Origin of the sequence: Psittacicella hinzii (genome assembly GCF_003585935.1) — a bacterium.
GTDB classification, from domain to species: Bacteria; Pseudomonadota; Gammaproteobacteria; order Enterobacterales; family Psittacicellaceae; genus Psittacicella; species Psittacicella hinzii.
Map to the genome: position 1 here is coordinate 1 of NZ_NRJG01000001.1, position 25455 is coordinate 25455.

5 protein-coding genes are annotated in these 25455 nt (G+C 37.5%); 1 reads left to right on the top strand and 4 read right to left on the bottom strand.

The window, feature by feature from the left end; all coding sequences use genetic code 11:
* Nucleotides 1-616, top strand: a 616-nt coding sequence (locus CKF58_RS00005; protein WP_222987615.1) for a restriction endonuclease subunit S, incomplete at its 5' end; no start/stop codon positions are given.
* A gap of 180 nt (nucleotides 617-796) precedes the next feature.
* Here CKF58_RS00005 and tsaD read toward each other — a convergent pair.
* The 4 genes from tsaD to CKF58_RS00025 all read right to left on the bottom strand — a co-directional run bounded on the left by tsaD (nucleotide 797) and on the right by CKF58_RS00025 (nucleotide 23922).
* The gene (gene tsaD / locus CKF58_RS00010) at nucleotides 797-1900 is read right to left on the bottom strand and encodes a tRNA (adenosine(37)-N6)-threonylcarbamoyltransferase complex transferase subunit TsaD (protein ID WP_119529955.1); all 1104 of its coding nucleotides are present in this window, start codon (nucleotides 1898-1900) and stop codon (nucleotides 797-799) included.
* A 245-nt stretch (nucleotides 1901-2145) separates the two neighbouring features.
* Nucleotides 2146-3126, bottom strand: a complete 981-nt coding sequence (locus CKF58_RS00015) for a DNA cytosine methyltransferase (protein WP_119529946.1) — start codon at nucleotides 3124-3126, stop codon at nucleotides 2146-2148.
* Between the two features lie 13 nt (nucleotides 3127-3139).
* Nucleotides 3140-3346: a helix-turn-helix domain-containing protein gene (locus tag CKF58_RS00020; RefSeq protein WP_119529947.1), complete on the bottom strand. Its 207-nt coding sequence runs from the start codon at nucleotides 3344-3346 to the stop codon at nucleotides 3140-3142.
* Nucleotides 3347-4515: 1169 nt separating this feature from the next.
* Nucleotides 4516-23922 carry an ESPR-type extended signal peptide-containing protein gene (locus CKF58_RS00025; protein ID WP_119529948.1) on the bottom strand — a complete coding sequence of 6469 codons (19407 nt, stop codon included), beginning with the start codon at nucleotides 23920-23922 and terminating at the stop codon, nucleotides 4516-4518.
* Nucleotides 23923-25455 lie beyond the last annotated feature (1533 nt).

Below are 25455 nucleotides of genomic sequence, written 5' to 3' on the forward strand. Positions count from 1 at the left end.
ATCTAGAGAAGCTAAACTTCGCAATACACAATATTGGAATGCTTTATATGAACTAATGTCTCCTTTAGAAAATCTTGATAAAGATGTGTTAGGTAATGTAAGTATTTCTTGCAGCAAAGGTAAAAAAGATTTACCAGCAAATAAAAGAATATCTGGAAATATCCCGTACCAAGGAGCTAATGGTATAGTTGACTATATCGATAGTTACACTCATGAAGGTGAGTATTTACTAATAGCACGTATTGGTGCTCCTAGTTTATCTCCTTACTCTATACGTAAATATGCAGGTAGATTTTGGGCAACATCTAATGTGCATATTCTAAAGGTTAAAGAAACTTACAATCTTCAGTTCTTATTTCACTATTTGAGAAGTTTAGATTTTACACCTTACATAAATAATCCTAATAGTAGAACTTGTTTAAATGAGGGCTCATTATTGAGCATTCCTGTTCCTAAAATCTCCTTAGAGGAGCAAAAACGCATTGCTCATATTCTTGATACTATCCTCGAACTAAAAGAAACTGTAGAACAAGAAGTTGAACTCCGTAGAAAACAGTTTGAGTACTACAAATACTGGCTATTAAACCCTGAAGGTAAACTCGAAACTATGCCTTAGTTTACGAAAAATACAAATTATTTTTCCGACTACCAAATTGATATTTTCGAGAATCCCTATAACAAACAAAAAAATACTCACCTCTCAATAACAATTACTGAGAGGTGAGTATTTATCTTTATCTATGACTCTTGGCAGAAATACTAATGCTTAGTTTTAGCTAGTCATTTTTCTAACAATTTATTTCACTTCATTAGTCGTAGGAGCTTTTAAATCAGCTAGCGACCAACGACTACGTATTTTTTGTGACATATACGGTAAGGCTTGGCTATAAGTAGGTAGTTCCTTACTCTCACCAAATAATTGCATATATTTCGCAAACCCTGCCATAGCAATCATAGCTCCATTATCTACACAAAAACTTGGACGTGCGTAGTATAAACGTACTCCACGTTGATTGAACTCTTGTCCTAACTCAGCACGTAAAGTTTTATTTGCAGATACACCGCCTACCATTAGAATGTTTTTCACATTCACACCATAATCTTGTTTAATTAAATCAACACAACGTTTAATTTTAATTAAAAACGTACGCACAACTGTATTCTCAAAAGCTTTAGCAACATCGGCTTTATCTTGAGTTGTTAATTCACCGTTGGTACGTTGAGCTGCAATTTCTTGGATTTTATTAAGAGCTGCGGTTTTTAAGCCACTAAAACTTAAATCAACTCCTGGACGATTAATCATTGGTGCAGCAAAAGTAAAATCAGGATTGCCACTTTCAGCTAGTTCAGATAACAGACGACCACCTGGATATGGTAAACCTAAAAGCTTAGCGGTTTTATCAAAAGCTTCACCAACTGCATCATCGACCGATTGTCCTAATACTACATAATCGTGATAGTCTTTGGCATAGACAAACTGACTATGTCCACCACTAATTAGTACTCCAAGAAGTGGAAAACTTGGTTTTTCCTCTTCCAAGAAAGGAGCTAGTAAGTGCCCCTCTAAGTGGTTAATCTCAAGAGCTGGAATATTTAAACCACGCGCTAAAGTTTTAGCGTAGGTTGCACCTACAAGGAGTGCCCCTATTAACCCAGGTCCGGCTGTATAAGCAATAGCTGTTACTTGCTCTAAAGTAATACCCGCTTGTGCTAAAGCATCATCAACTAAGGGTTGTACACGTTTAATATGGTCTCGTGAAGCTAACTCAGGGACTACCCCTCCATAAAGAGCATGCAGATCTACTTGCGAGAATAATTGATTAGCAATTAAACCACGAGCACCATTGTAAATAGCAACTCCTGTTTCATCACATGATGATTCAATTGCCAGAATATTAATATGCGCTAGATGCGCTGCTGTTGTTTGCATAAACTTACCTATTATTAAGTAGTTTACGACTACTTATTTCAATCTTATTTACAAGTTAGTAGTAAAGAACTTACCACTAACTACTTTTCGTTTTTGTACAGTTATCTTTGTGTTGTAAGTTCTTTTATTCATACTTACAACTATAAAACTTGTTTAGCATGCTAAAGCCTATTTAGCTATGCTAAAACTCATTAATTATTCTAAAAACTTTCTAACTATGCTAAAGCTTGCTTAATCGCTTGCGCCATTACATAAGCTAAAGGTACAGGAACAGCATTACCAATCATCTTATAGCCGTCATTTAAGTTCTGATACTTAAAGATGAACGTATCTGGAAATCCTTGAATCCGAGCACATTCACGTACAATTAGACGACGATATAAGTCTTCGCTTCCTGGAGCAAAAATAAACTTGTCCGTTTCCACTTTAACCATTGGAGGGGCTTGGGGATGTAATTGGCATTGACGTCCAGATGCTTGTACGGTAAAAGCTGGTTCGTGCCACTGACGCACTCGATTACGACTCATAAACATCGGAGAAAAGCCACCAGTAAAGTACTCATGATTAGGTACTTTACATTGCTCTCCTTGAGTTTTATTCTGCGGTAGTGCTGGAATAGCTGTACTTTGTAGATCGGCAATGGCATCACGTAAGGTTAGTTGACGTTCGTGTGGCACAGGTAACTCAAAATTCTTGATCCCAAGATCTTTTCTAAAACCAATGTAAAACACGCGTAATCTATCTTGCGGTACGCTGTAGTCACTAGCATTCACCACATGGATACTTACCTGATAACCAGCTTGATCGAATTGCTCGAGGATTTGTTGTACGGCAGTGTTATGGCGTTTTGCCATCATTCCTTTTACGTTTTCAGCTAGGAAGAATTTGGGTTGTTTATCTTTAAGCACACGGATGTACTCATAGAACAATTGCCCACGTGGATCATCGATACCACGTAAAGCTCCTCCCTCACTCCATGATTGACATGGAGGTTCACCAATAATGCCATCACAAGCTGGAAACTGTTCTGAACTTATCTTACGAATATCACCTTTAATTAAAGGAGTAGCATGATTGGCTTGGTCGGTTGCCCAAATGGTTTTATCATACTCATTAGCAGCAACAATGGTAAAACCTGCTTGCGCAAATCCTAAATCTAAACCACCTGCTCCAGAAAATAAACTTATTATTTGCATGTTCGCACTCTAATTAAAGGTCAACACATTCTACAATCTCGGCAATATCACATTGTAATACTGCACAAATACGCACTAAAACATCGGTTGTAACGTTTTCTCCGTGCTTAAGTTTGTAAAACGTACTTTTACTAATTTTAGCTTTTGCCATTAATTCAGAGTTTTTCATCTCTAGATCAATGAGCTTTTTAAAAAGCTTTTTGTAACTTAACTTTAACATGCATTTCCTATCACATGTATATGAGGTTAATCTTAGCGCTGCATATTATAGCACGCTCGTCATAGGAAAGGAGCACAGAGTTCTCTTTTCGCGTACTCTTGGTAAAGGTTAGCAGCCTAAAATTCTAATCCATTATTTACAGATTATGTTTTCAAACTATGTTTTTAAATTATGCTTGTGGCTCGAAGTTGTTAGCAATTGAACCGTACCCCAAAAATGATACAAACATAAGCTCTTCATTACTCTAAAAACTTTCCATTACTTCAAAACCTTCCATTACTACAACTCCACCTCTTACTCCAAAACCATTTCTCACCACAGCTCTTAACACTAGATCCCTCAAGATCACAAATCAAGAACCCTAAGAAATAAGAGGACAATAGCATTCTTTTCAGACAACTTTTACTCTTACTGCTCCTTGAAGATTCTATTGACTCTTAATGCATTCGTTTACAGTTTTGCTTTGACTCTTACTATATTCATTTACAGTTCCGCTTTAGACCTTACTGCATTCATTTCCAGTATTGCTTTAGCTGTTACTACATTCGTTTACAGTTTTAATTTATCTCTTACTGCATTAATTTACAGTTTTACTTTATCTCTTACTGCATTAATTTACAGTTTTACTTTGGCTCTCACTGCATTCATTTCAAGTTTTGCTTGAGCTCTTACCGCATTAGTTTACAGTTTCGCTTTAGCTCTTACCGCATTCATTTACAGTTTTACTTTAGTTATTACCGCATTCATTTACAGTTTTACTTTAGTTATTACTGCATTCGTTTACAGTTTTACTTTGTCTCTTACTGCATTCGTTTACAGAATCGCTTTAGTTTTTTCTACATTCGTTTACAGTTTTGCTTTAACTCTTACTTCATTCATTTACAGTTTTGCTTTGGCTCTTACTGCAATCATTATCAGTATTACTTTAGCTTATTGCAGTGGTAGTGCAGTAGCCCAAAATTTGGACAAAAAAAGGGACTGATAGACTTACGCCTATCAGTCGTCTTTATTTCGAATAGAGGGCATATAGCAAAGTTACCTTTGCTATATGCTTGCAACTTAATTACATATGTAACTAACTTCTAACTTGTAACTGTACATCTAACTGTACAGGTTATATGTAACACGCATTTGCTGCTTGCATTGCTGGTTACATGAGCTTGTCTGTACTACTTAGACTTTTTCGAAACTAAATTTTTCAGATAATCCGGGAGGATTTCACAAGCTTGACGGAAGGCTTCGCGATCCTTAGCTGTGAATTTGTATTTATCTGCAATTTGTTCCCAAGTCATGTTCGCACGGTCAGCATCACTTACTTTATAAGTTGTAAGGATGTCAACGTAAGACAGACTACATGTTGCAATGTTTGAACCAATGTTGATACGACCGTTACCTGCGGTTACGATTTCCCCTTGTTCTTGATCTACAACAATATCTGAACCTGGTGTTAATGGGTGATCTTTAGCTGTGTACTCTTTCATTTCTGATTCACGAGTATAGCCGTGTACCCAGTTTTCATATCTAGGATCAAACTCTACATTGCCGAACGGATCAGTACTGCAGAGGTATTTCGTAAATGGATATTCACCTTCGAAGGTAATAGTTGTAGTTACGTTAGCCCAGTCAGAATCATCACCAGTATAAGTAGTGTTAGTTGTTGTAACACCAGTGTTACCTGTAATGTTTAGACTTGGTGCGTAACCGTCAACTTCGGTTAGATTCACCGTACCGTTACCTGCAGTAATGTTCGTACTACCATCCGAGTGAGTTGTAGTTTTCTTCATGTCTACATTATCACCACCAGTAATATGAACTTTTGTACCACTAATGTGTGAACCGTTGTTTGTAGTTACGTTATGGGTAGCTGTAATATTGGTTGGCTTATCAGTAGATACTACTGTTGAGTTATCAATATTTACATTCGAACCTGTAACTACGGTTTCGTTACTAGTTAAGTTTGTACCATTAGATAGAGTAACTGTACCTGTACCATTTACGTTAATTGGTTTGTAAAGAGTTAGGTTAGTGTTATCTAAGTTAATAGGTGCATCCGAACCACTAGTAGTCACATTAGACCAACCACGATCGTTACCGTGATATTTAGTGTTGGTTAGGTTCACGCCATCACGTGCAGAGATATTTAACCATGGGCTGTAACCGCTCACGTTAGTTAACTCTACTTTACCTGTAGGTGAAGTGATGTTCGTTTCAGCGTCTTGTCCACCAATAGTTTCGGTCGTAGTGTTACTCATATTAACAACTTTATTCGCTGTAATAGAGATGTTGTGACCTTTAATTACTGAACCGTTGGCTGTCGTTACATAATCACCAGTTAAAGTAGTGTTGTCATCAGTAGATACAATCGTTGAGTTATCAACTGTAATGTTTCTACCGTCTACATGAGTTGAGTTACTGGTTAGATTTGTGCCGTTTGAAAGCGTAATATTATCGTCAGTCTTAACGTTAATTGGTTTGTATTGACTTAAATTAGTGTTATTTAAGTTAATTGGTGCATCTGGATCGCGAGTTGTTACATTCGCCCAGCCGCCGTCATTACCATGGTAATGGGTATTAGTAGTGTTAACTCCCTTGTTACCGTCAATGTTGAGGTAAGGAGAGAAACCTGTAACGTTAGTTAGGTTAACTGTACCATTATTCGCAGTAATGTTAGTTGTAGCCTCGTCACCACCAGTTGTAGTAGTTTTGGTGAAGCTCATGTTCACGTTATCACCACCGGTAATCACAATTTCTGTACCTGTTAATTCTGTACCATTATCAGTTACTACATTGTGTTTCGCAGTTAAGTTTAGAGGACTATCAGTTGAAGTTACTACTGAGCTATTAACAGTAATGTTGTCACCAGTTACGGTAGTTTGATTACTTGTTAAGTTTGTTCCATTCGTTAAGGTTGTGTTACCAGTACCTGTTACACGGATTGGTTTGTACTTAGTTAGGGTAGTGTTATCTAAGGTAATAGGAGAACCTTCACCTGTAGAAGTCACGTTTGCCCAACCAGAGTCGTCACCAGTGTAAGTAGTATTGGTAATAGTTACACCTGTGTTACCTGTTACATTTAAACTTGGTGCAAAGCCACCTACGTTAGTTAGATTAACTGTACCATTGCTTGAAGTAACATTCGTACCTACAGAAGAGTTGGTTGTAGAGTTAGTTACGTTAACTTTATCGTTACCGCTTAATTCTACGTTTGAACCGTTTACTGTAGAGTTGTTCACATTAGTGTTATTACCGCTAATGTTGGTTGTTTGGTTCGAAGATACTTTCGCACCATCAACATTAGTGTTGTTACCACTTACGGTCGTGTTGTTACCAGTTACTTCTGAACCATTAGTAACGTTCGTATTATTGCTCGAAGTAATTTCAGTATCACCATCATTACCGTCAACTGTTGAGTTATCAACCGTTACGTTCGTACCGTTAACTTTAACACCCTCACCACTTAATGTAGTGCCGTTGGTTAGAGTTACGTTACCAGTACCATTTACGTTAATTGGTTTGTACTTAGTTAAGCTTGTGTTATCTAAGGTAATCGGAGAATCGTCACCTGTAGTTGTTACATTTGCCCAACCAGAGTCATCACCGTTGTAAGTAGTATTGGTAATAGTTACACCTGTGTTACCTGTTACATTTAAGCTTGGTGCGTAACCTGAAACATTAGTTAGGTTAACTGTACCGTTGCTTGAAGTAACGTTTGTACCTACAGAAGAATTCGTTGTAGAGTTAGTTACGTTAACTTTATCGTTACCGCTTAATTCTACGTTTGAACCGTTTACTGTAGAGTTGTTCACATTAGTGTTATTACCGCTAATGTTGGTTGTTTGGTTCGAAGATACTTTCGCACCATCAACATTAGTGTTGTTACCGCTTACGGTCGTATTGTTACCAGTAACTTCAGAGCCGTTAGTAACATTCGTGTTGTTAGTTGAAGTAATTTCAGTGTTACCATCATTACCATCAACTGTAGAGTTATCAACAGTTACGTTTGTACCGTTAACTTTAACACCCTCACCACTTAATGTAGTGCCATTGGTTAGAGTAACGTTACCAGTACCATTTACGTTAATTGGTTTGTACTTAGTTAGACTCGTATTTTCTAAGGTAATCGGAGCATCGCTACCTGTAGTAGTTACGTTCGCCCAACTTGAGTTGTCACCATGGTAATCAGTACCAGTAATAGTAACACCAGTGTTACCTGTTACATTTAAGCTTGGCGCGTAACCTGAAACATTAGTTAAGTTTACTGTACCATTGCTTGAAGTAACATTCGTACCCACAGATGAGTTGGTTGTTGAGTTCGTGATATTAACAGAGTTATTACTACTTACATCAATGTTCGAACCATTCACTGTTGAGTAGTTAACCACCGTAGTGTTACCACTAATATTCGTGTTACCGTTAGATTTAACTGTAGAGTTTTCAACATCGGTATTGTTACCAGTAATTGTAACTTTATCAGTATCATCGCCACCAACTGTAGAGCCATCTACGTTAGTGTTGTTGCTACTTGTTACCGTGATTTGCTTACCATCAACAGTTGAACCATTAGTAACGTTTACGTTCTCTTTACCAGTTACATTAGTTGTTTCGTTACCAGTTACAGTTGAGTTATCTACGTTCGTGTTGTTACCACTTACTGTAGTGTTGTTACCTGTAACTTTAGAGCCGTTAGTAACATTCGTGTTGTTAGTTGAAGTAATTTCAGTGTCACCATCATTACCATCAACTGTAGATTTATCAACAGTTACGTTTGTACCGTTAACTTTAACGCCTTCACCACTTAGAGTAGTATTAGTTAGAGTAACGTTACCAGTACCATTTACGTTAATTGGTTTGTACTTAGTTAGACTCGTATTTTCTAAGGTAATCGGAGCATCGTTACCTGTAGTAGTTACGTTCGCCCAACTTGAGTTGTCACCATGGTAATCAGTACCAGTCATAGTAACGCCAGTGTTACCTGTTACGTTTAAGCTTGGTGCGTAACCGGAAACATTCGTTAAGTTTACAGTACCATTGCTTGAAGTAACGTTCGTACCCACAGATGAATTCGTTGTTGAGTTCGTGATATTAACAGAGTTATTACCACTTACATCAATGTTCGAACCATTCACTGTTGAGTAGTTAACTACGGTCGTGTTACCACTAATATTAGTGTTATCGTTTGATTTAACTGTTGAGTTCTCAACATTGGTATTGTTACCAGTTACAGTTACTTTCTCAGTATTATCACCACCAACGGTAGAACCATCTACATTAGTGTTGTTATTACTACTTACAGTAACATTTGTACCAGTTACAGTTGAACCGTTAGTTACGTTAACGTTCTCTTTACCAGTTACTGAAGTGTTCGTACCAGTTACGGTTGAACTATTAACTTCGGTGTTGTTACCAGTAATGTTTACGTTAGAAGCATCGTCGCCACCAACTTTAGAGCCGTGAACATTAGTATTGTTCTCACTGCTTACAGTTACATTTGAACCAGTTACAGTAGAGCCATTAGTAACGTTAACGTTCTCTTTACCAGTTACTGAAGTATTTGTACCAGTTACGGTTGAACTATTAACCTCAGTATTGTTACCAGTAATGTTTACGTTAGATGCATCGTCACCACCAACTTTAGAACCGTGAACGTTTGTATTGTTCTCACTGCTTACAGTTACGTTAGTACCTGTTAGAGCAGAACCATTAGTAACGTTTACATTCTCTTTACCAGTTACCGAAGTATTAGTACCAGTTACTTTCGAGTTATCAACCTCTGTGTTGTTACCGCTAATAGTTACATTAGTTGTGTCATCACCACCAACGGTTGAGTTCGTAACTTCAGTATTGTTACCACCATCAACTTTAACTTCATTACCGTCTAGAGTTGTACCAGTAACGCTTACGTTTTCTTTTGCGCTTACGTTAATGATATCGGTTGAAGTTACGCTCGTGTTGTTCACTGTAACATTAGTACCGCTAACGTTAGTTGGTTTGTCTTTACTGTTAATGGTTGAACCATCAACAGTTACATCCGTACCAACAACATTAACACCTTGAGCCGTAACGTTTGTACCATTACTAATATTAACTTCAGTTTTGGCAGTTACGTTTACTGGTAAGTAAAGCGTGAGGCTTGTGTTATCTAAAGTAACGCTGCCGTTGGTTGAAGTTACATATGCATAGTTAGTATCGTTACCATGCCATTCAGCGTTCTTCATGCTTACAGTGTTATTACCTGTAATGTTAAGCGTTACCGCATAACCTGAAGAATTCTCAATGATTACATCACCGTTTACCGATTGGATTAAGGTGTCTTGATCCACAGAACGGGTGTATGTACCATTGCTAATTTCAACGCCGTTTACCCCTTTAATGGTTAGGTTGTTACCGATTACGGTTGAACCATCTTTTAATACTAGTTTGTTACCAGCATAAACTTCAGTGTCGGCTGCAAGAGAAGTAATGTTTAACGCTCCTAAAGTAGCGTTGTTCTCTGCACGTACTACAGAAGTATTCGCAATTACCGCACTTACGTTCGCTGATTCAATATTCGTTGCCACAACTGAAGCGTTGTCTTTAGCAACTAGACTCGCATTGTCAAGAATGATTGTCTTATCTGCACCAGCACGTACGGTTACGTTTTCATTAGCAGTGAAGCTTGTGCCACCTTTTAAGGTTGTATTACCAGTAGTAGCACAGATGTCTACGTTTTGCGCATCACCTGTGGTTGAGTTAATAGTCACTTCTTGACCTTTAACGGTAATGTTACCACTCGTAGTGTTAATCGTAGTTTGACTCGTATTAACGTTTTGCACAGCTTGATAGCTTACGTCACCGGTTGCGTTAATGGTTGTTTGACTAGTACTAATGTTTTGTTCAGCAGTTAAGGCTACCGAACCATCAGTTGAGGTTAAGCTCGAAACATTGCTTACGTCAATGTTTTTCGCTGAGATTGCTAAAGCTTTGTTTGCTACAACCTCGGTGTTATTTAAGGTAATGTTCTCACCAATGTTAAAGTTCACTGCGTCTTTTTTAGCGTAGATCTTACCGCTTGTTACGGTTAAGTTACCTTGAGTCGCATTGAAGTTTACAGATGAAGTATTTGATTGGTAAGTACCTAATGAAGCTGAGATATTACCTGTAGTTGCGTTAATCTCAACTTCTTGTTGTGCAATCACGCTCGAACTAGTGAGGTCAACGTTTTGACCGGTAATGTTCGCGTGACCTTGTTGTGCTGTTACTTGTGCACTTGGTAAGTTTACGTTACCTTGGGCTGCAATGTCTACACTGTTATTTGCTGTAATTAAGCTACCAGCACCTTCAGTTACAACACCCGTAATGTCTTTAGCCGAGCTAATAGTTACATTATTGCTACTTGCAATTGGCGTTGCCGTTAATGTAATGTCACCTGCTTGTGAAGTTAGGCTTACATTACCTTTACCTGTTTCTGCGCTTGCATTTAAGTTTGAGTATTCAAGACTTAAGCTACCTGCAGTGGCATTAATGTCACCATTTTGGGCTTTAACAGTAGTATTGCTTAGAGCAATAAAACCGTCTTTACCTGAAGTAGTTATACTTACGCCGTTATCAGTCGAAGTTAAACTTGTACCGTTAGTAGTTTCAATGTTTTTCGCTTGAACATTAAGCGCTTCTTTTGATTGTACTTCGGTGTTGTTTAGACTGATATTGTTGTCAATGTTAAAGTTTACTGCAGCTTGGTTAGCGTAAATCTTCGCATCGGCAGCTGTGAAGTCACCTGTAGCATTTAAGGTTACGTTCTCAGATTTCGATTCGTAAGTACCGCCAGAAGCCGTTATATTACCATTACTTGCGTCAATGGTTACCGCTTTTTCGGCTGTTACGCCTGAAGCTGTTAAGTTAACTTCTTGACCGCTAATGTTTGCATGACCAGTTTTGGCTTTGATTGTCGCACTTGGTAAGCTTACATTAGCTTTAGCTGTTACTTCAACATTGTTTTGTGCAGTGATTAAGCTACCGCCATCTTCAGTTACTTCACCTTTAATATTCGCAGCCGAGTTAATAGTTACGTTTGCACCACTATTAACAGGCGTTGCCGTAAAGGTAATGTCACCTTCGCTCGAAGTAATATCTACATTACCTGTCGCATTAATGCTTGAGTTTTTGTAGCTTACTTCTTTGGCTGTAGTAGTTGCATCACCACCTTTAGCGTCGATAGTTGTCTCTGAAGCGTCAACGGTTTCTTTGGCATTTAATGCTACGCTACCATTCGTCGAACTTAGCGTTGAACCGCTTTGGGTTGTAATGTTTTTCGCCGCTACAGTTAAAGTATCGTTAGCTTGTACTGCGGTATTGCTTAGACTTACGTTTTCCTCAACTGCAAATTCTACAGCAGCCGCATTAGCGTAAATTTGTGCATCTTCGGCAGTAAAGTTACCTGTTGCTTTGATTACAACATTAGCCGAGTTCGATACGTATTTACCGTTCGAAGCAGCAATATTGCCATCAGTTGCATTTAAAGTAACGGTTTGACAAGCGATTAAGCTTGAACTTTGTAAATCGATGTTTTGACCAGTTACGCTTGCATTACCGCTAGTAGCTGTAATGGTTGCGCTTGGTAATTCTACATCTTGTTTTGCTTTTACTTCAACGTTATTCGCCGCTGTGATTTCACTACCTTTACCATTATCAGCTAGCTCACCTTTAATGTTAGCCGCTGAATCGATAGTTACATTACCACCACTAGTTATTGGTGTAGCAGTGAAGTTAATATCACCTTCGGTTGAAGTAATGTCTACGTTTTGCGCCGCAGTAATAGTTGAATCGTTGTAAGTAATGTTTTTGGCAGTCGTATTAGCGTTACCGCCTTGTGCGTCTACGGTTGAACCACTTACGCTTACTGCTTCGTTAGCTGTGATATCAATGCTACCTGCAGTTGAAGTTAAGCTTGAGTCATTTTCAATGTTAACGTTATTCGCGCTAACGTTTAAGTCATCTTTAGCAACAACTGTTGTGTCATCTAAAGTTAAATCATTACCTACGTTAAAGTTAACAGCTTTGTTTTTCGCTTCGATAGTTGATTCTTTAACACTAATGTCACCATTTGTACCAGCTTGGCTGTTATTAAAGGTTACATTAGCACTTGTTGAATTCAATGTCGAGCTAGATACGTTAATTGAACCTTGACTTGCGCATAGGCTTAAGTCATCAGTACCTGAAGTTAAAGTTGAACTTTCAACATTTAAAGCTGTATGTGCGCTTAAGTTTGCACGATTTGACGCACTTACAGTTATATCTTGTAAGCTTAACCCCATACCCCAAGCTTGAACGTTTTCCCCAGTTAAGGTAGTTGGACCACTAGCCGTTAAATTACCTGTACTTAGAGTTACGTTCTCAGTTGCGTTAATTTGCGCATTATCAAGAGTAACGTTACCGTAAGTAACGATTTCGGCATTACCTTTAGTTGCATTTAAGGTTGCACCATCGTTTACTTCAACATTACCGTAAGTGTTAAAGGTTTTAACGTTAGCTGCAGTTACTGCTGTATCTGAGCCTGAAATGGTTGTTGTACCATTAAGAGCTGAGATTGTAACTTCACCTGAAGTTTGATCTGCATTTAATTGTGCATTTTCAACCTGAACACTAGTGCTTTCACCAGTTGCATCTAAGTGTACTGATTGCGTTGCGTTAACTACTGCATTCTCAATTCTTAACTCATCAGTAGTTGCAACTAAGCCGACAGTAGTTTCTGAACTTAAATTACTGTTGTCGTAAATACTAATCGTACCTGCAGTAATGTTCAGACCGGTTTTACTTGTTAGATTAGTGCTTGCAACTTCTACTCTACCATCTGGTGCAGAAAGATTTAACTCACGACCAGCGGTTAAGTTTGAAGTAAATACGGTAATTGTATTACCATCACCTGCACTAACTGTAGTATTACCTTGCGCTGCAATCTCGGTATTCTCTAAGTTTACATCACCTTGTGAGCGAACAATTGCGTCATAAGCTGTAGCGTTAACTTTTACGTTAGTTAAGGTTAAGCCACTATCTGCAGTCGCGTCTAAAGTAACACCTTTAGCTGTGATATTGGTGTCTGCAGTACCAAATTCAATGCTTCCAGCTTTAACGCTTACATTACCTTCTTGTGCAAGGAGGTTAGTAGTATCGTCGTCACCGCCAAAGATTAAAGAATTTTCTACGCTTACGTTTACGTCACCACTTGTCGCATTTAAGGTAGTGTTGTTAAGGTAAGCTTCTGTAGCATTTATTGCTACATTTGCACCTTGCATGCTTACTTTTTGCGCGCTGTCAGCATTAATGTTGTTAGCACTCATAGAGGCATTTGCGGTAGCACTAACTTCTAGAGTTTTATCAGAGTCTACAAAAATGTCATTATCAGCACTTAAGGTTGCATTGCCGTTACGACCTATAACGGTTAAGTTACCAACGTTAACATTATTATCTGCATGTACTAGCGAATCATTACCTCGTACACTCATGCTATCAATCGCAGTCGTATCAAGATCTCCCGCTGCACTTAAAGTAGCTGTCTTCGTTGCATTTAGAGATGCAGTACCCGTTAATATTAAATCACCGCCAGTAGTATTGATTGTTGCATCACCTACAGTTGATTTAACATCTACGTTATTTAAGTTTGCAGATTGTGCTGTTACGGCAGTGATATTACCACTTACTGTCAGACTTTGCTCTGCAGTTAGATTTTTCGCAACTTTAACAATAGCGTTACCGTTATTAGTCGACTCGATAGTTGTATCACCACTAAAGGTTACATCACCTGCAGAGTTAAATAATGCATGGCCGCTGCGACCTATTACATTTAACTCAGCAAAAGTAGATGATTCACTTTCGTTAGTTGCGCATACTACCGCCAGATTAGCAATAACTTCTAGTTTGTTAGATAAATCAAAGTTACCAGCTGTAACATTAGCGTTACCGCCTGAGTTAGTCGCTACTTTAACCTCACCATTTGCGCTTAAAGTACCGCAAGCTACGATTTGGGCATTAGCATATTCAGCTACAACTTCAGCTTGTTCTAAAGTAATTGAACCAGCTGCCTTAACTGTAGCATTACCGCCCATTTCTGTAGTTCTTACAGCTAGATCAGTGCCTGATAATTCAATATCACCTTCAGTTGCAGTAACAGTTGCACTACCAATTCCAGCAGACACATTTAAGCTACCACTACCATCTGAACTAATACATGCTGCAACTAAGCTCGCACCATACGAACTACCTTGTTCCCACGTAGTAGAGGTAGAGATGAATTTGTTATCGCCTTGTAGTTGAGCTGCACCAGCCGCACTAGCATTTACTGCACCTGCAGTAGCGGTTGCATTCACATCTTTAAATGTTGCGCCACCTTTAGTACTACCTAAAGTAACGTTTTTACCTTGAACTGTTAAGCTATCAGCGTTAGCTGTAGTAAAGCCATCTTCACCATCGTTAGGGTTAGCTCCAGTTAAAGTTACATTATTGCCTGCTGTTACTACAGCATCGCCTGAAGCGAAATCAAGCTTACCGTTTAAAGCAGCAATAGTTACATTACCTTCTTGCGCCGTAACTTGTAAACCTGCGATGGATACACATGACTGATCAGGATTATCTTCTGTACCAATAGCTGTAATGTTTACATCTTTAGTTGCATTTACGATAAAGCTATCACTTGTAGTAAAACCAGCATTAGCAGCAATTACTTCAACCGAACCTCTAGTAGCGTTTAAGGTTGTTTGACCGTTAAATGAAGTACCATCTGTTGCATTTAAGGCTAAAGATACATTTTGACCGGTTACATTTAGGTTAGTGAATGAAGCTTCATCTTCACCTAAACTTAAAGTCGCATTACCTTTGCTTGCAACAATGTTAACTTCATCTTGACTACTTATACCTTTCGCAGATACCGCCGCTCCTTTAGTACCATTAACTTCTAATTTACCATTAGCACTTAACTTACCTTCAGCGTCGATTGTTGCTTTATTAGTAGCATTTAATGAAAGGTTACTAAAGAAAGATTCTTCGTCTTTGGTTAAGGTGAGGTTAATGTTACCTGTAGCATCTGAATTGCCGCCAGCAGTTAACGTTAACTTATCCTCTCCCATAGAATCACTAGTAATAATACCAGCAGTTAAATTAATGTTACCATTGGTTGCACTAATGCAAGTTTCAGCGTTCTTAATATTAAACTCGCCTCCAGTGGTGATATTTACATCACCTTTGGTAACATTAATGGTTACTTCATCTACCGCAAAGTTACCAGTATTAGCTGTTAATGTAGCCTCAGTAGCATTAATTGTGGTATTCGTGATGATTTGTGAGCCACCTGCAGTTGAAGTAAAGGCTGCACCACCCTCAAGATCTGTATTAAAGCTTGAGCTATTAATAGTGATGTCTTGATTTGCATTTAGAGAGTTTTGCCCACTACGTGATAAGAACTCTGAGGCTTTAATATCAATCGAAGCACCATCAACAGTTGAGTTTACTGTAATGTAAGTCGCATTAACTTTCGCTTGGTTAAAGTTATAACTACCACCAGTGAAAGTAGCTTCTGCTGTTTCAGAATAGATGCTTGAGTTATATACCGTACCAGGTTCGGCTGAAGTCGAGTTTACGTGAATACTTTGATGAGCTATTAAGTTCGAATTAGCCATACTGAAGTTTGTAACTTCAAGACCAATGGTGTAACACGAACTTACATTTGAGTTATTACTAATGTTTAATGCCCCACCAGTAATATTTAGCCCTGAATTCTCAGCCTTAAGCACCGTACCATTTGTTAAGTTAATGAAACCATACGGTGAACTGGTAATATTTACCTCACCTTGCGCTCCTAAAGACGAGCAAGAAATTTCAATACTTGTTACCGATGTACTTGTAGTAGGTTCTTCACCATAACCAGCATAAGCGTTATAAGTACCACCTAGTAAGAGAGAACCATTTTCAGCAACTAAGGTTGAGTTAGATACTGAAATTTTGTTCGCCCCAATTTTAATATCACCTTTAGTGTGAAGAGTTACAGACTCTAAGTTCGCTGATTCGTTTAATTCTAGGATTAACGGTTTATTACTTGAATTTACTTCAAGTGATTTTAAGTTTAAGTTATTAGACTTAATTGTAATTTGCGAAGCATTTAAGTTTTTACCATCACCACCAGTAGCGATACTTGTCGGAGATTCAAGGTAAATCGTACCATAACGGTCTTCTTCTGTACCTGCAATTAAATCAGTCGAACAAATACTTAAAATTGCGTTAGCTGTTACACAAATTTCTTTCGCTTGAACGTAAGAATCCAAAACTGTAGTTTGATAACCATAAAGGAAAACTTTACTATCATCAGCATCATTAGTTAGATTAGTAATAAGTTTACTACCTTTATCGATAACTAATGAACTACCACCTGTTAGGTTAATTTCGTGCTCAGCTTTAACTGTCGTATTTGAAATAGTTGACGTACTTGCAGTAGTTAAATTAGAAACTACTTTATTGCTTGCGCTTAAGTTTGAATTTTTGATCGTTACGCCAATTGTAGTGTTGTTAAACTCAGCTGAAGCGTTACTGTAAAGGTTAATATCCCCAGATGTTGAACAAATTGAACTATTCTCAAGCGCAATTTTGTAGAAGTACTGGTTGTTTTCGTTACTAGCTGTACCTGTACCGTTAATAGTTACTGAAGCACCACTAATTGTAGAGTTAACAAACGCACTATTACCTACAGTTAAATCAATAAACGAACCTGCATTTAAAACCGTGTTGTTCGCATTTAAGTAACCTTCTTTTGCTAGGTTAGTGTTAGTTGCACCTATTGCAATTGAGCCTGTAACTGTAACATTAGCATTACTTAAGTTATCGCTTACATTTTCAGTTACTACGTAATCAACAGTAAAATCGTTACCAATTACATTCGTACCAGCTAGGTTTAGTGTATTAGTTTGCGCATCTTCAGTAACACCATTGCCGGTTAGGCTAATCGATACATTACCGTTATCGATACCTTCGATTGTTGCACAAGCGGCATTTAAGTAACCAGCGTTAAAGTTTAACTCGCCACCAGCAACATTAGCTTCGGTTAGGATAACACCATTAGTTACATTAATGTTACCTTGAGCTGCTGCTTTAAATACAGATTGCGCTCCATATAAGCTAAAGTTAGCAATATTCGAAACATTAATGTTTTGCTTATTACTGATTAAGGTCGAGTTATGCAGAATAAACTGTGAGTTTTCTTCATTCCCTTGTGCCCCGTACACGTCAATACTTGCCGCATTTAAGGTTAGGTTATTTCCTCTAAAGTTTGTACCGTTGATACTAAATTCTGCAGCACCATCTGTAGTTACATTAGAGTTATTGAAGTTAACTTGTTTGTACTGCTCTGCGCGGAATTTAACATCCGAACCATTTGTACCTGTAAAGGTAATATTATCCAGAATTAATTCTGCATCAGCATTAGCTGTAGTTTTGTTCTCTTCGTTATTTGCATTAAAGCGCGTAGTGTTAAAGTTGAAGTCCGAATTATTGGCCTTAATAGTTAAATTATCAAATACGGTTTTTTGTCCTTCAATAACATGTACATGCGCCGGACCATCAGTTACGCTTAAAGTAGAGTTACTAAAGTTCAGCGCTAAACGAGAGTATAGGTTAAATGAACCTTTTTGTACAGTTAAGGCACTTGAGTTAGTAATACTTGCATTTAAACCAGTAATGTTAAGCTCATTACCAGCTGTAATGCTTGTACGGTTAACGCTTACATTGTAACCGTCAGCTAGCGTATATTTGTCAGTGTCATAAGTAGATTTTACGTGTACAGAACCAGCACCAATAATGCTCGCATTATATAAACTAACATTACCTTTAGTTGCATTTAACGATACGTTTCCACGAGCATTAAATTCTACTTGTTTTTCACTACCGTCAACAGCAATGTTTTTATCAACACTACTTGAACCTGTGGCTAAAATACTAATATTTTGCCCTTCAATGGTTGTACCATTGCTAAAGGTTGTAGTTTGATAAGCATCACTACCACCAGAGTCTAGACCCCCAGCGACACTAATATTAACATCACCAGCGCTTGAGTTTAGATGCGCAGCATTAAAGGTCATATTGATATCAGCTTTTAAGTTGATACCTGTTGTACCGTTTAATGTTGAATCTAAAACTGTAACACGGTAAGGGGTAGTAATATTTAAATTACCTTGTTGCGAGCTAATTTGCGACTTATTAGTAATAGTTGCAAAACCAGCTAAATTTAAGTCGAGTGATTGGTTAACGCTAATCGTACCATTATCAACTTCTAATGACGCACCACCAATCGAACCGTGGTTTTTGTAAGTTAAAGCATTACCTTCAATTGTTGAACCATTAGCAACATAGAGATCGTAAGCTTTTAAGTTAACTACACCAGCACTTGGATTTTCTGTACTGTAGCCAGTCGCATTAATTTTACTGCCGTCTTCGATTGTGATTTTTGAAGCAGTCGTATTGGCTAGTAATACGTCTACGTTCGCTGCCGAAATCGAAGATTGATTAGTTACATCTAATGAGTAAGCCGTTAAAGTAAGATTACCAGGAGCACTAATTGATGAACCATCTTGTACTTTTAAGATTGGCGTCGTTAGAGAAAGCGAAGCCGAACCTGCTGTTTGTACTAAATGACTGACATTAGTAATGACGATTCCCAGAGTATCTAGATTAGATGCACCGTCAACAACTGAAGAGCCACTTTGGTGCAGAATTAAGCTCGTAAATTCTGCTGTAGTATTGTCTAACTTAATGCCAAAGCTCGTTGAGTTCGTAGTAATGTTAAGGTTGGTGGTTTTAATGGTTTCGTTTGAACCAATAACAATCGCATCGTCGGTTAATTTACGTACGTTGCTTTTGTTTGACATACCACTAAAGATACTTACATTAGTAGCATTAATCACTCCACCATCGCCTAGCATAATACTACCGTTTTGCGAAGTAACACTAAAGTTACCTGAAGTTGCACAAACGTCAGTATTATTTAATTGCACTGAAGAACTACCGTTTACGATAACGTCTTGACTGGCAATAAAGGTGTTTTTCAGTTCGCTATTGTTATTGCGAATTGAATAGTCAACTTGGTTTTTCTCGGTTGACACTAAACTAAAGTTTAGTTCAACATTACCCGCTGTTGCGTTTAAGGTTGTACCTGAAACTAGAGCTCCTACAGTGTCAGCATTAGCTTGAGTAAAGTTAATACTGTCAGCTGTAATAGCTGTATTAATTAAGGTTAAATTCGAAATGCCTGTTGGATTGTAGTTACCTTGATATTTAATGTTCGTACCACACATGAACAGAGAGGTATTGGTTTCAAAACCAAGGCCATCAATAGTTGTACTATTTAAAGTAACTAAATCTTTAGCAAGGAATTTCGCGTAGTTGTTATTGGTATCACTTAATGATACGTTATCAACGGTAACTGAACCATTAACTGAAGCAAAGTTTAAATCGTGAACATTGTAAACCGTATTTGAGGTGTATACTTTTGCATCACCGATTGCTTCGAAATCACCGTTACTTGAAGCTTTTTGACGTGAAGTAATTGTTGAATCAACAATCGTCACATTCTCAGCTTTAAGTTTAACTGTAGTGTCGGTTTCTAAACTTGCATTAACTGCAAGATTATTCGTCGCATTTAAATTGATGTAAGTATTTGCTCCAGTAGTATTAACTTTACTACCATTAGTAACGTTTAGGTTTTGTAGATTTAAATCTAATGAGTTAGTGGTAGTTACTGTAGTATTAGAAATAGTTAAGTTAACTACACTATCTTTTGGTGCAAAAGTATCCGTATTTACACTACTGTTTAAAATGTTATATTCAGTAACATTAGTGTAATTGAATGACGGACTAGCTGCAGTCTCGGTTACCGTAGTGTGGTCAATTGTTAGATTTGTAGTATCAACCGAGAAGCCACTTAAATCAGCGTGGTTGATGTAAATCGAAGTATTAGCTTTGATATCTACACCTTGACCAGCTGCAGCAACTAAGCTGTAGTTATCACTAATAAAGCTGTGTTCGTTGCTACTACCTAGAGGGCTTGAACCATCAAAGTAGTTTACATAAGTATCTACATCTTCTTGAACAAAACTTACACTACCACCAGTTGAACATACGTGGTATTGACCATTTGTACCAGTAAAGTTTAAAATTCCACTTTCCGAGAAAGCAGTACTTACATTAAACTTAATGTCACCTGAAGCACTTACATTGGTATTTAGTAAATTAAAACTACTTAAAGTAGAATTAAAACTTGCAGTACCACCTGAAGCAGTAAAGCTTGAATTGTTAATATTAGTTACTAACTTAGCGGCAACAGTTCTATTATTTAAGACACTTGCAGATTCTGTAAACGGATTGTATGACGTACCATAAACATAACCGAAAACACCTGCTTGACCGTTTGTCTTACCATGATTAGCATAGATAGTACTTAAAGCTTCAGTGTCTGTGCCTTGTGAGGTTGACATATCCGGTGTTACGTTAAACACTAAAGATCCAGACGCATTAACAGTCGTGTTTTCAATTGTCGGGAACATACCCGTTAAATTAGCATCACCAGCTGCGTTTAATGCAGAATCACTTAAGTTTAACGTTCCAAGGAAGCTTTGAGTAATAACGTTTACATTGCCACTAGCATTAGCGGTTACATTACTAAAATTCGAACCGTAAACTTGTTGTTTCGCAATCCAGCCGCCTGTATAAAGATTTACATCTTGCGCAGTAAAGTTCGCACCATTTACGGTTGCTACTTCAGTGTAGAAGTTTACTTTCTCGCTTGCTGTAAATGATAGGTTCTCAAAGGTCGAACTTGATCTTGGCGTTAAATTCGTAAAATAAGGAGTAACTTTACTGCCGTTAGCGTAAGCAGAATCAGGCACACTTATATATTGATCAACAATAACATTTGTCCCTGTTACCGATACATTATTTAAACTAACATTGTTTAAGCCAACACCAATTGTAACGTTTTGACTAGCTACATCGGAATATGACAATGTATAGCTATCATAAGCACGCGGGCTGAAGGTTACATTCGACTTAGCACTAACCTTAATATTAGAGAGATTGAAAGCAACTGTATTAGCGGTTTGACGATCCTGAATGTATTGTACCGGAGTATTTGTTGAACAGGCTCTAATTGAATTTTTAGCAGAAGTCGCAATATTAACAAAACCAGAGCCAGTAGCAGCACCTGTAGTATCGATCGTTAAATTATCAATAACTAAATTTGTAAAGTTACTTGCAGTAATTGAGACATTACCTGCTGCATTAATAGTTAGGTTTGGTAATTTAAGATCCGCATATTGCGTCTCAATAGAAACATTACCAGTTGCCTCAATAGTTAAACCTTTACCAGTACTATTAAAAGTGTTATTAACTGTAACTGATCTATTGTAATTATCTTTTAAATGAACGTTAACTGCTTTTAAGGTAGCATTATTAAAATTTAAATACGATAAACCGTAAATACTCGCATAATTGAAATCTTTAGCCGTTTCAAATGTCGAGTCTTCAATGGTCATATTAAATGCTAATCCTCTACTAGTTACAGTTTGACTTATATTGTAACCACTAGTATCTTTCCAATATGAACCGTTAACGATAATTAAATCCCCACCTACTACAGGGGTTTGTGTATAGTTACTTAATGCTAATCTATAATTTGTGGCTGATGTTGGACCTGTAAAAATAGAACTATTTGTATCAGTTATATTTGAATGGTTTACCTCAAATGAAGAAATTAAACTAAAGAATAAGTTGCTTGATGTAAGTTCTGAATTAAGAATTTTTACATAGCTCTTGTTGCTACCACTAGCCTTCAAATTATTTAAAAACCTTACAGTTTTGCCATTAATACTACTATTTTCCATATAGAAATGAACGGCTTCACCTGTAATGTCTTTAGTACCATCAGCAAAATTTCTAGTAGTAGAAGTTCCTCCAACGGTAAAGTTATAATTAACTTCCTTTGGATTGGTGTAATTTACAATATAGATACCAATATTAGCCGATACATTAATGTTAATAGAACCACTCGGATTTTGAATAACCGAAATGCTACTATCACTAGCGTATTTAGTTACTAACTCGTTATATTTATTTGTATCGTTAGTTATGATTAATAAATCAGGGTCTAAGAGTAAACTACCGTAAAAATCTTCACCTAACTCAGAATTAGTATAGGCATTTAAACTATCGATGATGAATTTTTGCGCTGATACTTCAACAAAACCACCTTTACCAGTTTGTGAATCAGCTATAAAAGTTGTATTGGTTAACTCTGCACGGTTACCATAAACCGAAATACAACCTGCATCACCCACCGCACTAACATTCATTTGCACGCCATCGGCGACAATCGTACGATTGGCTTGTTTAAATGTATCCTGTCTTGTAAAATCACCACCCACATAAATGGTACCGCCGGTTTGACCAGTCGCACAAATCTGTGTTGCATTTTCTACAAGTACTTGGTCACCTAATACCGTTACTGTACCAGCTTTACCTGTCGTATTACTTGTTGCAACTGTACCATTTACTACAGTAATACCGCCTTCTACTCCAGTCGAAGCTGTGTTATTAGCAGTAAAACCTGTTAAAGCTACTTCTGTATCAACACCATAAAGCACTACGTCACCAGTAGCCGTAATTGACGCTTGGTCAGCCGAACCACTATAGTTGCTCAAAATTTCAGCAAACTCAGTCGCGCTTGTTTGTCCATGCGCAACTTTATTACCAATTAAAGCAACATTTTTAGCAACGATTTGTCCTAAGTTTACAGCTTTATTACCAGCCGTAACTGTATAGCTAATTAGAGGGTTTGAAAGGTCAGCAATGGTAATGCTTTTACCAGCTGCAAGATAAACTGTACCGTTTTTAGCAGTTAATGAACCTGTATTTACTACTTGTCCACCCACTAAAGCTAGAGTACCGTCATCATTAATTTTAATTAAACCTTGGTTTAAGATTTGCGCAATGGCACTGTCTTTTTCTTGGTTAAATACGTATTTACCAGAAACAAAGTCGTCATCGCTAATATCTAAAGTTGAAGCCACTAAACCTGCAGCATCAACTACCGCGTTTTTCCCAAAAATAATCCCAGCTGGGTTTACGATGAATACGCGACCATTTGATGATAATTGACCAAGAATTTCAGACGTGCGTCCGCCCAGCACGCGGTTTAGCACGGCTGAGTTAGAGTTTTGTTGCACGAATTTTAAGATTTCGTTTGGCGCAACGTTAAAATCTTTCCAGTTAATTACCGTATTAGGGGTAGTTGTAATACTCGTCACTAACCCATTAGTAACAACATTGGCACTACCATGGACTACGTTCATCTCCGTACGACCATCTGCATAAGCCAGAGTGGTAGTTCCTAAGGAAACTAGAGCCAGACTGCTGATTAGCTTACCTAGACGGTATACGGTAGAACTTCCATGTTCTAGGGCAGTCTTAGTTGAGCTAGATGCCGAACCATTAGCAGCGTTAGTTGCTATTTCTGATACTGCGTCTAACTGACAACTTTGCCGATTGAATTTTAATTTATAAATCTTATTCATAAGTTGTAAGGAAGTTGAGTTAGCTTCTCTGCTTACACACTATCTTAGACTTTCGAAAAACAATTAGGGTGGGTAGACTGTGGACTTACATCTCTAAGTAATAACACTGCGCTAAGAAAAAACTTAAAAGGATTTTTAAGAGACTTATCTTAGAGCATAAACGCATTCGTTTATGCTTCTTAGCTACTTACAGAAGGACTAAGCAACTAAGTTACAGTTATTAAGAAGGTTCTTTGTCGCACGACTACGACCTCTTATCGCAGAACATGCAACACCTATTTCAATGCTGGGTATCTAGAAAACAAATGTAGGTCAAACCTATAGCAAAAATAACAACCGAGACAAAGAGATAAGAATTACTCATAAGGCAAACTCTCCAATTAGCATTGCTAACAAACAACTGCTAAGTCGATTTATCGCAACTCTAGGAATAATTGCTGCAACAACCAACTAAGTATTGTTGCTAAGACAGTCTTCGTAAGAATTGAACTAATACAACCTTAAGTTGTATAACAGTTTGTCTTATTTTTCTGTGTATTATTTACGCAAAGCTGCGGCTTTGCGTAAATAATAACCAAGGTTATTATTTCGTTTAACTAGCTTGACGGCCAAAGCTATCAAGCTCAGAGCTAAGTCTAGCTCTACCTGGCGCCAGCAAGGTTTATTACTTAGAAGCCTGCTAGGATCTAAGGATTGGATGAAGTAGGATGTAATTATTAAGTGGTAAAAAATACTTCATTTTAAGTTGAGTTTAGCTCGTTATTTTCTTGCCACAAAAATAAGAACTAAAACTTCCCATAGCTATAGCTACAGTAAAGGTTAAATAAATTAAGTTGCAAAAAAGTAAATTAACAACCTAACCAAAAGACAATCTACAGTTAGTTATCGCTACAACCTATCTACGATAAGTCTGTCGCTTTAAGCCTTACCTCAACATGATGAGGAAAGATGATAACTGTAAATTGTTAGATGACTTTTAAAGCCAACTTGAGTGCCAAATTAAACACAAACCGATGTTAGTGCAGCAACCAATCTCTGCCACGAGAACTAGATGCCTAAAACACAAAAGTTCAAAGTTTAATCCTCAAGTTTGCCACGACCTTAATTGTCAGGTGTTGCTAGTTATTAACTATGAGTCGCTGATACTCGCCTATACCAGACCATGACTGTTTTCTTAAGCAAGCTTAAGAAAAAGTCGCTTTGACAAAAATAACCTGCAAACTTGTTAATGCAAGTTTAAAAAGGATAAGTAGAGATTGAAAATTGCTTGGTTACTTAATTTTTACATTTTGATTAAGTTTTTATGGTTAAGTTTTTAGCTTAATTTTTAGAGATTGAACAAATTTACTCTTGAGTAAATTTTGGGTAAATATCCATATCCCTTAACCAAAATTACTTAAGCACCATCAGATTTGAGGGTAGTAATAAAAAGAAGATAACAAAACTATGGCATGCCATTCTTTTGTGCCAACAAGCGAATGGATAACCAACTAAAGATCTTATTTGCAAGGTTTGCAATAGTAACTAAACAGA

Excerpts from the sequence above, each read along its gene's own strand:
- CKF58_RS00015 (WP_119529946.1), bottom strand. The coding sequence starts at position 3,126 with ATGCAAATAATAAGTTTATTTTCTGGAGCAGGTGGTTTAGATTTAGGA.
- CKF58_RS00020 (WP_119529947.1), bottom strand. The coding sequence starts at position 3,346 with ATGTTAAAGTTAAGTTACAAAAAGCTTTTTAAAAAGCTCATTGATCTA.
- CKF58_RS00025 (WP_119529948.1), bottom strand. The coding sequence starts at position 23,922 with ATGAATAAGATTTATAAATTAAAATTCAATCGGCAAAGTTGTCAGTTA.